Annotated in this window: 12 protein-coding genes and 1 pseudogene; 5 read left to right on the top strand and 8 right to left on the bottom strand. The window is 72.2% G+C overall.

The window, feature by feature from the left end; all coding sequences use genetic code 11:
* Positions 1-67: 67 nt before the first annotated feature.
* The 6 genes from MKK69_RS26265 to MKK69_RS26240 all read right to left on the bottom strand — a co-directional run bounded on the left by MKK69_RS26265 (position 68) and on the right by MKK69_RS26240 (position 8467).
* Positions 68-1600: a HAMP domain-containing protein gene (locus MKK69_RS26265; RefSeq protein ID WP_243972832.1), complete on the bottom strand. Its 1533-nt coding sequence runs from the start codon at positions 1598-1600 to the stop codon at positions 68-70.
* 277 nt (positions 1601-1877) lie between these two features.
* Positions 1878-5087: an efflux RND transporter permease subunit gene (locus tag MKK69_RS26260; RefSeq protein ID WP_243972830.1), complete on the bottom strand. Its 3210-nt coding sequence runs from the start codon at positions 5085-5087 to the stop codon at positions 1878-1880.
* 11 nt (positions 5088-5098) lie between these two features.
* Positions 5099-6391, bottom strand: a complete 1293-nt coding sequence (locus tag MKK69_RS26255; RefSeq protein ID WP_243972829.1) for an efflux RND transporter periplasmic adaptor subunit — start codon at positions 6389-6391, stop codon at positions 5099-5101.
* A 131-nt stretch (positions 6392-6522) separates the two neighbouring features.
* A complete protein-coding gene (locus tag MKK69_RS26250; protein WP_243972828.1) occupies positions 6523-6897 on the bottom strand; it encodes a hypothetical protein in 375 nt (124 codons plus the stop codon).
* A gap of 76 nt (positions 6898-6973) precedes the next feature.
* Positions 6974-7993, bottom strand: a complete 1020-nt coding sequence (locus MKK69_RS26245) for a helix-turn-helix domain-containing protein (RefSeq protein WP_243972827.1) — start codon at positions 7991-7993, stop codon at positions 6974-6976.
* 336 nt (positions 7994-8329) lie between these two features.
* Positions 8330-8467 carry a hypothetical protein gene (locus MKK69_RS26240; protein WP_243972826.1) on the bottom strand — a complete coding sequence of 46 codons (138 nt, stop codon included), beginning with the start codon at positions 8465-8467 and terminating at the stop codon, positions 8330-8332.
* A gap of 230 nt (positions 8468-8697) precedes the next feature.
* On the opposite strand from MKK69_RS26240, the gene MKK69_RS26235 reads away from it, so the two are divergent.
* The 4 genes from MKK69_RS26235 to MKK69_RS26220 all read left to right on the top strand — a co-directional run bounded on the left by MKK69_RS26235 (position 8698) and on the right by MKK69_RS26220 (position 10258).
* Complete coding sequence (locus tag MKK69_RS26235) at positions 8698-8874, top strand: hypothetical protein (protein ID WP_243972825.1); 177 nt, start codon at positions 8698-8700, stop codon at positions 8872-8874.
* A gap of 8 nt (positions 8875-8882) precedes the next feature.
* Complete coding sequence (locus MKK69_RS26230; RefSeq protein ID WP_243972824.1) at positions 8883-9125, top strand: hypothetical protein; 243 nt, start codon at positions 8883-8885, stop codon at positions 9123-9125.
* Between the two features lie 111 nt (positions 9126-9236).
* Positions 9237-9581: an energy transducer TonB gene (locus MKK69_RS26225; protein WP_243972823.1), complete on the top strand. Its 345-nt coding sequence runs from the start codon at positions 9237-9239 to the stop codon at positions 9579-9581.
* 416 nt (positions 9582-9997) lie between these two features.
* On the top strand, positions 9998-10258 hold the full coding sequence (locus MKK69_RS26220) for a hypothetical protein (protein ID WP_243972822.1): 261 nt from the start codon (positions 9998-10000) through the stop codon (positions 10256-10258).
* A 133-nt stretch (positions 10259-10391) separates the two neighbouring features.
* Here the strand turns inward: MKK69_RS26220 and MKK69_RS26215 are convergent, their stop codons facing one another.
* Positions 10392-10565 (bottom strand): hypothetical protein, encoded by a 174-nt coding sequence (locus MKK69_RS26215; RefSeq protein WP_243972820.1) that lies wholly within the window; start codon positions 10563-10565, stop codon positions 10392-10394.
* Between the two features lie 146 nt (positions 10566-10711).
* Positions 10712-11194, bottom strand: coding sequence for a DUF2721 domain-containing protein (locus MKK69_RS26210; protein ID WP_243972818.1), 483 nt, complete (start codon positions 11192-11194; stop codon positions 10712-10714).
* Positions 11195-12100: 906 nt separating this feature from the next.
* On the opposite strand from MKK69_RS26210, the pseudogene MKK69_RS26205 reads away from it, so the two are divergent.
* A pseudogene (locus MKK69_RS26205) lies at positions 12101-12583 on the top strand (porin family protein); the annotation flags it as partial.
* Positions 12584-12640 lie beyond the last annotated feature (57 nt).

The raw sequence follows: 12640 nt of genomic DNA, 5'->3' as shown, positions 1-12640 counted from the left end.
GCCCAGCCGTGAGCCGCGCGGCGCGAACGGTGCTTCTCGAGGCCGTTCCTCGCCGCGATCGAGCCGTTCACCAGGTTACGAGCTGGCGCAAGCCGCCCTGGGCGAGCGAGCCGAGCCGATGGCGTTCGTCGATCGGCTTTCTGGCGGCGTTGGTCGCCTCGGCCTCGTGGGCGGCCTGACCGGCCACCGCGTTGGAGCGCACCACCTGCCGCTCGATCTCCTGGAGCGAGGACACCATCTCCTCGGCCGCCGCCGCCACCGTCTGGACGTTGGACGCGGTCTGCTCGGCGGCACTGCTGGAGGCGACCGCCTGGCTGCTGGTGTCGTCGGCGACTTGGGTCATCGAGCGGGCCGTGGCGTCGAGCTCGGTGGTGGCCGCGGTGACGATACCGAGCGAATGGGTGATCTTCTCCTGGAAGGCACGGACGAGCTGGTCGATCCGGTCGGCCCGGTTCTGGCGGGCCTCCTGCTCGGCGGCCTGGGCGGCCTCCAGCTCGGTCCGGGCGATGGCGTTCTGCCGGAACACGTCCACGGCCTTGGCCATGGCGCCGATCTCGTCCGTGGCGTCCCGCGACGGCACCGCGACGGTGGTGTCCCCCGCGGCGAGGCGGCGCATCGCATCGGTCATGCCGGCCACCGGGCGGATGATGCTGCGGCCGATGACCAGGGCCAGGGCCACGCCCAGCACCAGCGCCAGCCCGACGAGCACGAACTGGACGCTGCGCGCGCTCGCCACCGCGGTCTCCACGGCCCGGGCGTTCTCCTCGACCGCGACGTTGATGCCGTCGCGCACCGCGTTGCTGCGCGCCACGATCACGCCCGTGTGCGGCTTGATGCCGGTCTCGAACACCGTTTTTAGGCCGTCCAGGGCGCTCGCGGTCGTCTGGAAGTTGCTGCCATAGGCCTCCAGCTTCTCGATCACCGCCTTGATCTGGGGGGCGAAGGCGATGCTCCCTTCGGCGCCCTGGAAGGCCTTCAGGGTGGCTTCGGCCTTCTCGACGTTCTTCGTGAAGGTCGCCGGGCCCTTCGGGTCGAGCGTCGCCAGGAAGCGCCAGTTGGCGACGCGAACCAGCAGCACGGCGCTCTCGACGGTCTGGGCGTCGCCGAGCAGCGCCGCGCTGGCGCGGGCGTGCGCCTCAGCGACCAGGGTATTGGTCGCGCTGGTCAGCTCGTCGCCACCCGTGAACAGGCGCTCCTTGGCCTGAGACAGGCTGACGCCCGCCGAAGCGAGGCGGTCAAGCTCCGGCTTCAGGGCGCGGGCGTTGTCTTCGATCTCGACATACACCTTGCGGCGCGATTCCGTGATCGCCAATCCGATGAGCGTCTTGCCCGTCTCCTCGATGTCGCGGCGCGTCTGCTCCAGGGCGACGATCCGCTCGGGCGTGGGGGCGAGCCGGTACTGCTCGGCCTCACCGGCGAGGCGCGCAGCCAGGCTGTTGACCGTGAAGATCGTCCGCGCAATCAGCTCCAGGCGGCCGCGGAGCGCATATTGCTCGTTGATGACAGCTTGCTGGTAGAGCGAATATCCGCTGATACCGGCGGCGATCAGAACAAGCAGCCCAAATCCCGCGTATAGTCGCAAACGAATGCCGATTTTCATAAATCTCTAGGCCTCATTGTCGGATATGATTGCGCCCATGAAACACTATTTCTTGTAAGTTAAACGGCACTCTGTCAAGTTTCAAACCCTGTCGTAATATTGTTTGGTTTATACGGGTAATTACACGTCGAGCATCACAAACAATAGTCACGACAGAACGAATGATGGCGGCACTTATCCAAAGTCGGCTCCTCAATAATCCGGATGCCGCACATGCCTGTGCGTCTCGGCAGGGCCCGCCGCCGACGCGCAGCACCCATGCAGGGCCCGGATCCGGTCACCCTCCGGGCGATGCGGAACCGCCGGCCCGGCCGAATCGCGCGTAGAGCGCCGGCAGGACCACCAGGGTCAGCAGGGTGGCGCTGATCAGGCCGCCGATCACCACGGTGGCGAGCGGCCGCTGCACCTCCGCGCCCGTGCCGGTGGCGAGCGCCATCGGCACGAAGCCCAGCGACGCCACCAGCGCGGTCATCGCCACGGGCCGCAGCCGGGTGAGGGCGCCGTCCCGGATCGCCGCCCGCAGGGGCCGTCCGGCGACCACGCGCTGCTTGATGTCGCTGAGCATCACGAGGCCGTTCAGCACCGCCACGCCCGAGAGCGCGATGAACCCGACCGCGGCCGGCACCGACAGCGGCATGCCCCGCAGCCACAGGGCCGCGATGCCGCCGGTGAGCGCCAGCGGCACGGCGCTGAACACGAGCAGCGCGTCCCGCGCGCCGCCGAGCGCCGCGGTGAGCAGCAGGACGATCAGCACGAAGCAGACCGGCACCACCACGGAGAGGCGCGCCCGGGCCGAGGCGAGGTTCTCGAACTGGCCGCCCCAGGTCACGGAGGCGCCTGCCGGCAGCCTCACCTGAGCGGCGACCTGCGCCTGCGCCTCCGCCACCAGCGAGCCGATGTCGCGTCCGCGGACATTGGCGGTGACGACGACCCGCCGCCGTCCGTCCTCGCGGCTGATCTGGTTCGGCCCCTCGGTCACCGAGAACTGCGCCACCTGCCGCAGCAGCACGGAGGCGGCCTTGCCGTTCGGCCCCGGGGGCAGCGGGACGGGCAGGTTCTCCAGGGCCTCCCGGTCCTCGCGAACCTGATCGGTCAGGCGCACCACGATCGGGACGCGCCGGTCGCCCTCGAACACGAGCCCGGCCGCCTTGCCGCCCATGGCGGCGCCGATCACCTCCTGGATCGCCCCGGTGCTGAGGCCGAGCCGGGCGGCCTCGGTCCGGTCGATCCGGATCTCGAGGACCGGCAGGCCGGCGATCTGCTCGACCTTCACGTCGTCGGCCCCCGGGATCCCGCGCAGGATCGCGGCGATCCGGTTGGCGGTCTCCAGCATCGGCGCGAAGGCCTCGCCGAACACCTTGACGGCGAGGTCGCCCCGCGTGCCGGCGAGCAGCTCGTTGAAGCGCAGCTGGATCGGCTGGGAGAATTCGTACACGTTGCCGGCGAGTTCGCTCAGCGCCGCCTCGATCCGCGCCTGCAGTTCGGCCTTCGGCAGGGCCGGGTCGGGCCAGTCCGCCTGCGGCTTGAGCATCACGAAGGTGTCGGAGGAATTCGGCGGCATCGGGTCGGTGGCGACCTCGGCGGTGCCGGTCTTCGAGAACACGTAGGCGACCTGCGGGAACCGGGCGATCACCTGCTCGACCTTGAGCTGCATCGCCTGCGACTGGGTCAGGGAGGTCGACGGGATCCGGGTGGCGTTGAGCGCGATGCTCTTCTCGTCGAGGAGCGGGATGAACTCGGTCCCGAGCCGGGCGGCGAGCAGGCCCGCCCCCGCCAGGAGCAGCAGCGCCGCCCCGACGAAGGGCGCGGGCGCCCGGATCGCCGCGCCGAGGACGGGCCGGTAGGCCGCCTTCAGCCCGCGCAGCAGGGGGTTCTCCGCCTCCGTGACCCGGCCGGTGAGCGCGATGGCGATCAGGGCCGGCACGAGAGTCAGCGACAGGACGAAGGCCGCGGCCAGGGCCAGGATGACGGTCAGCGCCATCGGCTGGAACATCTTGCCCTCGACGCCGGTGAAGGTCAGGAGCGGCACGTAGACCAGGATGATGATCGCCTGCCCGTAGAGGGACGGCGCGATCATCTCCTCGGCCGAGACCCGCACCGTCTCCAGGCGCTCCTCCAGCGCGAGGGAACGCCCCAGGGCCTGCTGCCGCTCGGCGAGGTGGCGGAGCGCGTTCTCGGTGATGATCACCGCCCCGTCGACGATGAGGCCGAAATCGAGCGCCCCGAGGCTCATCAGGTTGGCGGAGATCCTGCCCGCGACCATGCCGGTGACGGTCATCAGCATGGCGACCGGGATGACCAGGGCGGCGATCAGCGCGGCCCGGATGTTGCCGAGCAGCATCACCAGGACCACGATGACGAGGGCCGCGCCCTCGGCGAGGTTCTTCGCGACGGTCCGGATCGTGGCGTCGACGAGCTGCGTCCGGTCGAGGACCGTCTGGACCACGATGCCCGGGGGCAGGGCGCGCCGGATCTGATCCAGGCGGGCGTCGACCGCGGCCGCCACCGTGCGGCTGTTCTCGCCGATCCGCATCAGGGCGGTGCCGATGACGGTCTCCCGCCCGTTCTCGCTGGCCGAGCCGGTGCGCAGGTCGCGCCCGATCCGCACCGCCGCGACGTCGCGGATCCGCACCGGCACGCCGCCGCGGCTGGCCACCACCACGTCGGCGATCGCCTCCGGGCTCTCCAGGCGCCCGGCCGCACGCACCACGTAGCTCTCGCCGTTCTCCTCCAGGTAGCGGGCGCCCTGGTTGGCATTGTTGGCCTGGAGCGCCCGGGCGACGTCCGCGAAGGACAGGTCGAGGGCGGTCAGCGTCGTCGGGTCGGGCTGGACGTGGTACTGCTTCTCGAAGCCGCCGATCCCGTCGACCCCGGCGACGCCGGGAACGGACTTGATCTGCGGCCGGATGATCCAGTCCTGGACCGTGCGCAGGTAGGCGACCTGCTCCAGCTCCGTCGCGAGGATCTGGCCCTCCGGGGTCCGGTAGCGCCCGTCCGGCTGCCAGCCCGGGCGCCCCGCCGGCACCACGGTCCGCTCGGCCGGCGGGGCGTACTGGACCGACCACATGGTGATCTCGCCGAGCCCCGTGGAGATCGGGCCCATCCGCGGCTCGATCCCGGGCGGCAGGTCCTCCTTGGCCTGCGACAGGCGCTCGGCGACCTGCTGGCGGGCGAAGTAGATGTCGAGGGACTCGGCGAAGACCGCGGTGATCTGCGAGAAGCCGTTGCGCGAGAGCGAGCGGGTATACTCCAGCCCCTTGATGCCGGCGAGCGCCGTCTCGACCGGGTAGGTGACCTGGCGCTCGACATCGACCGGCGAGAGCGACGGCGCCAGGGTGTTGATCTGCACCTGGTTGTTGGTGATGTCGGGCACGGCGTCGATGGGCAGCCGCGTCAGCGCGGCGGCCCCAAAACCCGCCACCAGCAGCACGAGGAGCAGCACCAGCCAGCGCTGGCGGACCGAGACGGCGAGGATGCGACTGATCATGGTCCGCCGCCTCAATCGTCGTGGCCGGCTTCGGCCTTGCCGAGCTCGGCCTTCAGCAGGAAGGTGTTGCCGATCGCGATCTCGGCGCCGGGCTCGAGCCCGGCGGTGACCTCGTGGGCTTCGTCGTCGGAGCGGCCGAGGGTGACCGGGCGCGCGGCGAAACCCTCGGCCGTGCGCACGAAGACCACGCTCCGGCCCGCGAGGGTCTGGACGGCCGCCTTGGGGATCCGGACCGGGACCACGTCCTCGGCGATCGCGACCTCGGCGGTGACGAAGGTCCCGGGCCGCCAGGCGAGGTCGGCGTTCGGCAGGGCGACCACCACCCGGGCCGAGCGCGTGTCGGCGTTGAGGAACGGGCTCACGAAGATCACCCGTCCCTCCGCGCGGCGCTCCGCCTCGCCCGCCCGGCCCGGGGTGACCGTGACGCGGGCGCCCTCCCGCACCTGGGCGAGATCGAGCGTCGGCACCGACAGCTCGATCCAGACCGTGGAGAGATCGGCCACGGTGTAGAGGTCGGCCGGGTCGCCCTCCTTGCCGACCGCCGTGCCGACATCGACCCGGCGCTCGACGATGCGGCCGGAGAGCGGCGCGCGCAGCGGGTAGCGCCGGAGCGTGGACTGGTTCGGGGTCGCCTCGTCGCGCTTCTGGGCGGCCGCGACCTCGGCGGCGTCGAGGCCGAGCGCCGACAGCTTCTGGCGGGCGAGGTCGACCCGGAGCTGGGTCTCCAGGAAGGCGGCCCGGGCGGTCTCAAAGGCCGCCTCCGAGGCGCTCCGGGAGGCGAGCAGCTTCTGCTGGCGCTCGTAGTTGATCCGCTGGAGCTCGGCCTGGACCTGGGCGGTGAGGTACTCGCTCTTGACGTCGGCGACCTCCCGGCTGTCGAGGATCGCCACGATCTCGTCCGTCCGCACGGCGTCGCCGAGGCGCTTGCGCATCTCGGCCACGGTCCCGACCACCCGGGCCGGGACCCGGGCGATCCGGTCGGTGTCGGGGGTGATGGTGCCGGGTACGAGGAGGTGGCGCGCCAGGGTGCCGCCGCCGACCGGCGCCGTGACGATGTCCTGGCCCGCGACCTGATCGGGCCGCATCCGGATCACCCCCTCCGCCTGGCCCGCCTCGTGGGCCGGGCCGTCGTGCGGGTGGTCGTCCGGTGCGGCGTGACCGTCGCCGGCGGCCGGGGCCGGCGCGAGCCCGGCGACGGAGAGGGCCTGCCGCAGGCGGGCGGGCAGGGTCGGAACGGCGGCACCGAGGGCGATGCCGGCGGCCAGAAGGGCCCCGGCGAGGGCCGCGGACGGGAGGATGCGCATGGGATCGGCTCGGCCGGGACGGCGGGGCGCCGCGCGCGGCGGCCCGGAGGTCCGGTTCAGGGGTCGCGTGAGGGCGGGCCCGGGCCGTTTCCGGTCTCCGGGCGGGACGCGCGCCGGTCGGCGGCGTCAGCTCACGCCCGCGGGGGCCGCGGCAGCCGGTCGGGACTGACGGAGGCGCGCACCTCGGCGCGGCCGGCCCGCAGCGGCCGGCCCGGGACGGCGGCCGGCGCCACCGCCGCGATCTCCAGGCGGGCGGCCTGATGGCAGCCGCAATGGAGGTGGGTGTCGAGGCCGGGATCGGCGGTAGCGGCGGCTGCTGCCGGCGCGTCGAGGGCCGGTCCCGCGCCCCGGCCGTGATGGCTGCCCGCGTGGAAGGCGAGATCCGCCGCGAGGCCGAAGCCCGGTCCGGCGACCGACAGCGTCAGGACGAGCGCGAGCATGCGGACGGCGAGCGCCCACCAGCCCCGCGCCCGGACGGCGCGCCCATGCCGAACCCAGAAGATCATCGCGGGGGTTATGGTCGATGCGGGGCGGGGCGCACAAGGGGCCTGTCCCGACGCGCGCGCCGCACGGGCCTGCGCTTCAGGCCGCCAGCCTGAGGACCCAGCCGTAGAAATCCGTCCAGGCCTCGGTCGGGGCCGCGTCCGCGGGGGCCTCGGGCCGGGTCCGGAGGTCCCGGGGGGCGTGGCCATACGCGGCCCGGAAGGCCTGGGCGAAATGCGCGGGGCTCTCGAACCCCCAGCGATACGCCACCTCCGAGATGCGGGCGCCGCGCCCGCCGCCCGCGGCGAGGTCGCGGTAGGCGCGAGCGAGCCGGCGCTGACGGATGTAGCCGGACACGCCCCCGAGCGGGACGAACAGGCGGTACAGGGCGCTGCGCGAGAGGCCGAACCGCCGCCCGAGCGTCTCGGCGTTCAGGTCGGGGGCGGCCAGCTCGGCCTCGATGAACCGGCGGAGGGCGAGGCGGAGCGGGGCGCTGTCCGGGTCTCGGCCGGCCGGCCCCGCGCCGGGCAGGCCGGAGGCCGCCGTGCCGAGCAGCAAAGCCGTCGCCTGCGCGGCCGCCGCGGCCTCCGGCTCCGAGAAGCCGGGGGCGTGCGCGGCGAGGGCGCGCAGATGATCGTTCAGCATCCGGCCGAACGGGCTCGCGCCCGGGATCACCCGACCGTGGAGGGAATCGAGCCCCCCCTGATGCGCGCCGAAGAGCCCGCGCGGCAGCACCACCGTCAGGGCCTCGTAGTCCGTGGAGCAGGCGGAGAGCGGCCGCGATAGGTCGAGCAGGCAGATGTCGCCCGGGCCGCAATCCCGCTCGCCGCCGCCGGCCTCGATCCGGGACCGTCCGGAGAGGCGGACATGGGCCAGGATGTGATCGACCCCCATGCGGGCCACGAGGGCGCGTTCGCGGGTGAAGCGCAGGCCCGAGGCGCCGGCACGGCAGAAGATCGCATTGCCGAGGTGCTGGACATGCGACCGGCCGCGGAAATCCGCGAGATCTTCCTTCCGGATCGCGAAGGTCCAGAACGGCGCGACGGCCTCGCGCCAGGCCGCCGCCTGATGAAGACCTGGCCGCTCATCCTCGAGCCGGAGAACTGAGTTCGATCGCATCACCCGTGTCGTACACCCCCGTGTTCGAGTACTCGTCCGGCCGCGCCTCTTACAGGAGATGCGGCTTTAAAGAAAAGAGGAAGAGACGATGCCCCGCCGGTGATCGAATGCGGACCCGGACAGCGCGGGGGCTTCGCCTGGTTCCGAAAGCCGGCGATCACGGCGATGACGACGCCCTCGACCCGTGAGCGCGTTGCGCGCCGAGGGGTGCCGCGCCTGCGGCCATCCGGGACGACGGGCCGGATACGAGACGTCCCGCGAGCCGGACGGCTGCGGGACGGGAAAGTTGCACGGTCGTGAGGCCCCGGGGTTTCGGCGGTCATGGTTAACGGCGCGTTACCGGCCGCCGGGCGCTGCGTCGCTGCCCATGGCGCCATTGCCGGTGCTTCCGTTGGGCGTGCGCGGCGCGACGGCCAGTCCGGCGGAGCCGGCGACGCGGGCGAGCAGGGCGGACGGGACGGTGCGGCTGGTCATGATGCTCCGTCCCGATCGGGTCTCGCCGTGCCGGCTGCAGCCGGCGATGACCTTGAAACCTCCGGCTGCCGCCGACTCGGGCCGAACAACGCCGGCCGCCCGGGCCCGTTCCGGGGCGAGACGCTTCGGCGGCGCCGGCACAATCGTTCGTCGCGACCGTTTCGACCGGGAACAGCCGGGCGCGCGCCGAGCTTGTCCGACCAATGGGGCTGTGCGGACGCGAGTGTGGCGTGAAGGTCTTCCGGATCATGCAGGCGGCGACGGGTGTCATCCTCTGGATCGGCGCAGCGCTCGATTCCCTGACGGCCCTGGACGCGATGGCCCACGCGGCCGGTTACCGCGACCGTGCCGGCATCCCGCCCCACCTGCGGGCCGGCGGCCTTCACGTCGAGGAAGTGGAGGCCTGAGGGGGATCATGACCAAGCTGTTCATCGCGCAGGTGCGCGACGCCCGGGGACAGAAGCCCCTCGTCACGGTCAGGGCGGAGGCCGAGGGCGAGGCGCGCCTGTTCCTGACGGCGGCCTATCCGGAGGCCGAGATCGCCGCCATCGCGGAGCCCGGCGACTGGACGAGCGATGCCGATACCGGGACCAGGGCGGGCGACATTCGCGAGCATCCCGGGGTCGCGTGGCAGCCGCCATCCAGCCTGGCCGGCTGAGGCGGGAGCGTTCTGCGCCGGCCTCGGGACAGGTCCGGCGCGCCGGGCCGCTGACGACACGTGCAGCGGCCTCGTCGAGGGGAATTCAGCACGAAGCGCGGAGGCTGCGGCATGATTTCCGGCGATCCGACACCGCGGCTCTTCGCGGCCGCCGCCGCCCTCACCGGCACCGGGATCCTGATGTGCCGCGCGGAGCCGTCCGGGGACGGGATCCTGGTCGGCCTGCTCTGCCTCGGACTCTGGGCCCTCGGGACCCTCGCGGCGCGGCCGACGCGCCCCGCGCGACCGGTACGGCCGATGGTTCTGGAGGCCGTCGTGGTGGAGACACCCAGGGCCCCGCCGGAATTGCTGCCCGCGCCCCGCCCCGCCGGCCTCCGGACGGCGCCCGCCCGCGGGCCCGGCCTGCCGACGCATCGGCAGCGGGTGGTCGAGCGGCACACGCATCGGCGCCGGTAAAGCATCAGGCCGAACGGTGGTTTCCGGCTTCCGGAACGATGACGCGAAACCGAAGACCTGGTGCATCGTCCGGGTTCCGATGTCCCGGACGATGCGCGAGGGCCGTTCGCGGTCGCCTGCGACGGGGAACGGCTCCGGCTCCGGGTCAAAACGTGCGTTCCTGCGCCGAACCGGCATCCCCTGCGGCGGAACGCACTCGCGGCCGGGTCTGCGGGGCCGGAACCGGATCGGCCAGGGGAAAGACCGATATCGAGCGTGCGTTTTCGGGCCGGATATTTCTGATATGCCGTCTGTCCCAAGGGTCAACTGGGGAGGTGTGCGTGTCGGGCTGTGTCTTCGCGAGCCGGGACGGGGGATCCTCGGCGCCCGGCGGCCCGGTCGCCGCGTAGGTGCCGTCAGCCGGTCCCGAGATCGCCATGGCCGCGCCCCCACCGCCGGCGCCCTATCGGCTGCACTGCGTCGTGCACCGGGAGAGCGCCAGCGGCATCATCATCCACGACGAGCAGATCCACGCGCCCTCCGAGGCCGCGGCCGTGGCCGACGCGAAGGCCCGATTCGCGCAGCTCCTCTCCGGCCGTTCGGGCTCGGCGGCCCTGAGGGACGCGGCCGGCCGGATCGTCTGGTCCGGGCAGAAGAACACGCCCTCCGGGGCGGGGGCGCCCGAGACCGAATCGTAACGCCGCCGCGGAGAGCGCCGGCCCGGCCGCGTCCGCCGCATCATGCCGGATATCGGCACCGGCACGAGGTGCTGAGTTTCTGATCGGCCTCGTCTTGGTCCGAAAGCCGGCAGCCGCCTGTCGGGACGAGGCTCTAGCGACGCGGCTCCAGATCGATCACCGGACCGGCCGGATCGAACAGCGCGTCGTCGAGCGGGCCACCGTCATCCAGCTCGATCTCTTCGCGACGCCGGAACGGCGCGACCGACGACAGGACGCCGAGGGAGAGAGCTCCGGCCAGGAGGGCCACCAGGATCGCGATCGTCATGACGGAACCCTCGGACGTCGCGTGCGGCGACATGAAGCACCGAGCCGATTAAGGCCCGGTTCCCGCCAAGATGCAATCGAAACACGGCCGGCGGCGGCGCGGACGGGATCGGAGCGCACACGGCGCCGGGTGCGGGGCCGGCGGCGTCACCGCCGCGCGTGCGCCTGTTCCTGATGGCGGTCGACCTCGTCGCGCACGCCGCGACCGGCCATCAGGATCTCGGTCATGAAGGCGGTGATCGCCGCGACGGTGCAGACCAGGGCCGCCCCGAAGCACGCGAACAGGATCGACGCGGCGGCGCCGTCGCGCAGCGCCCCGACGAACAGCGTCAGCACGGCCAGGCCGATCAGGCAGCTCCCGAGCGAGGCCAGGGCGACGGCCACGTCGAGCACGAAGGAGCGCCGCCGCAGGAAGGTCAGCCGGCGGGACAGGCGGGCGGCCTCGGCGGTCGTCGCCCGGGCGGCCTCGGCCGAGAGGGCGTCGACCTTGTCGGAGATCCGGCCCAGGCGGGTCGAGAACACGTTGAGCAGCGTCGCCAGCGCCGAGAGCAGGAAGGCGGGGGCGAGCGCCACCTGGATGATGTGCGCGATGCTGTCGGGTTCGGTGGCATTGAGGGAGAAGCCGAACATCGGCGCGCTAGGCCCGCAGGCAAGGCACGCCCGGGCCACGCCCGGGACCGGCTCGGACGGGGAATCGCAGCGGCACCATGCCGACAGGGTCACCACAGGACGGCCCCCGCGCGCAAGCCGCCATCAACGGCCGCGCGACCGGGTTGATGCGCGTGTCCCGGGATCGTGACCGCAGCGCCGGATACGGGCCGGGGAGGGGCGCCACGATCCGCTGATGCCGGGCGGTCCGCTCGGTCACGCTCGACATCTGCCGCTTCTCCACAGGCCGGTCGCTCCGCCCGGGCGCGGGCTGTGCCGGCGCCAGATCGTGCGAGGGTGCGTGATTTACCCCGCGCTTCGTCGTATCGGCGCGACCCTGCACTGCTGAAACCCCATCGGCCAAGGGCATAAACCGCGGGTCGCCGAGATGAGCCGCAATTGTCGGCGGCGGATGAGCCCCGGCGATCACTGGTCATGTCCAGGCGCCGGCCGGTCCGACCCGCGGAAGATTGACGTGAGGTCCCGGTGGAACGCGGCGGCGACCCGCCGGGTCTCCGGGCGTTCGACGGCGGGCACGATCGCAACCGGGCGTCGGTTAAGGGTAACTGCTTTCTGCCGCGCCGAGTGGGCTTGCGGGCCGTCACCCGGTGCGGTCTAACGCACCGGGAAGCTTCCTGGTTGGTCCTGGGAACGTTCACAAGCGAACTCAAGCCCCGCACGCCTTCGCGCGGCGGGGCTTCTTGTTCACGGAATCATCTGGAATACCGGCATCGCGGCACTTTCATCGGGAATGTGCCGCAGCGCACGGGATTATCGGCCGCCCGAAAACATCACTTCGCGCTGTTGCAGCGCTGCACTATCGCGCGGCCGCAACCTGTCGTTCTGTGATCGGGTACACATCCCGCCCAACGGGAGACAGAGGACCAGATGATCAAGAAGCTTCTTCTCGCGAGCGCCGCCACGGCCCTCCTGACCGGCGCCGCCTCGGCCGCCGACCTGCCGCGCCGCGCCGCGCCGCCGCCGGTGTTCACCCCCGTGCCGGTGTTCACCTGGACGGGCGCCTATTTCGGTATCAACGCCGGCTACGCGTTCGACGCCAGCAGCAACAACACCTCGAGCTTCGCCGTCCCGGCCCCGTACGGCAACGGCACGACGGCCTATTTCGGCCAGCGCAACCAGGAAGGTTTCTCGGGCGGCGCCCAGGTCGGCTACAACGTCCAGTTCACCCCGGGCTCGGGCGTGGTCGTCGGCATCGAGGCCGATGCCCATTACCTCGACTTCGGCCGCAGCGGGAACAACGCCTTCATCAACGGCGCCCTGGCCCCCGGCTACTTCTTCACCGACCCGCGCGCCCTGTCTAGCCTCGACTACCTCGGCACCGTGCGCGCCCGCCTCGGTTACGCCTTCGACTGAGTCATGGCTTAGCGTCCGGCGGGCGTCGCCGTACTCTGTGCCACTGCTCACCTC

Source organism: Methylobacterium sp. J-026, assembly GCF_022829585.1.
GTDB lineage: Bacteria > Pseudomonadota > Alphaproteobacteria > Rhizobiales > Beijerinckiaceae > Methylobacterium.
Note: the sequence above shows the minus strand (reverse complement) of the source record. Positions and strands in the feature narration are given on the sequence as shown.

What these genes read in the sequence shown, in the direction of transcription:
- MKK69_RS26255 (WP_243972829.1), bottom strand. Translation starts at nt 6,391, where the DNA reads ATGCGCATCCTCCCGTCCGCGGCCCTCGCCGGGGCCCTTCTGGCCGCC.
- MKK69_RS26220 (WP_243972822.1), top strand. Translation starts at nt 9,998, where the DNA reads ATGGCCGCGCCCCCACCGCCGGCGCCCTATCGGCTGCACTGCGTCGTG.
- MKK69_RS26260 (WP_243972830.1), bottom strand. Translation starts at nt 5,087, where the DNA reads ATGATCAGTCGCATCCTCGCCGTCTCGGTCCGCCAGCGCTGGCTGGTG.
- MKK69_RS26230 (WP_243972824.1), top strand. Translation starts at nt 8,883, where the DNA reads ATGACCAAGCTGTTCATCGCGCAGGTGCGCGACGCCCGGGGACAGAAG.
- MKK69_RS26225 (WP_243972823.1), top strand. Translation starts at nt 9,237, where the DNA reads ATGATTTCCGGCGATCCGACACCGCGGCTCTTCGCGGCCGCCGCCGCC.
- MKK69_RS26215 (WP_243972820.1), bottom strand. Translation starts at nt 10,565, where the DNA reads ATGACGATCGCGATCCTGGTGGCCCTCCTGGCCGGAGCTCTCTCCCTC.
- MKK69_RS26240 (WP_243972826.1), bottom strand. Translation starts at nt 8,467, where the DNA reads ATGACCAGCCGCACCGTCCCGTCCGCCCTGCTCGCCCGCGTCGCCGGC.
- MKK69_RS26245 (WP_243972827.1), bottom strand. Translation starts at nt 7,993, where the DNA reads ATGCGATCGAACTCAGTTCTCCGGCTCGAGGATGAGCGGCCAGGTCTT.
- MKK69_RS26210 (WP_243972818.1), bottom strand. Translation starts at nt 11,194, where the DNA reads ATGTTCGGCTTCTCCCTCAATGCCACCGAACCCGACAGCATCGCGCAC.
- MKK69_RS26250 (WP_243972828.1), bottom strand. Translation starts at nt 6,897, where the DNA reads ATGATCTTCTGGGTTCGGCATGGGCGCGCCGTCCGGGCGCGGGGCTGG.
- MKK69_RS26265 (WP_243972832.1), bottom strand. Translation starts at nt 1,600, where the DNA reads ATGAAAATCGGCATTCGTTTGCGACTATACGCGGGATTTGGGCTGCTT.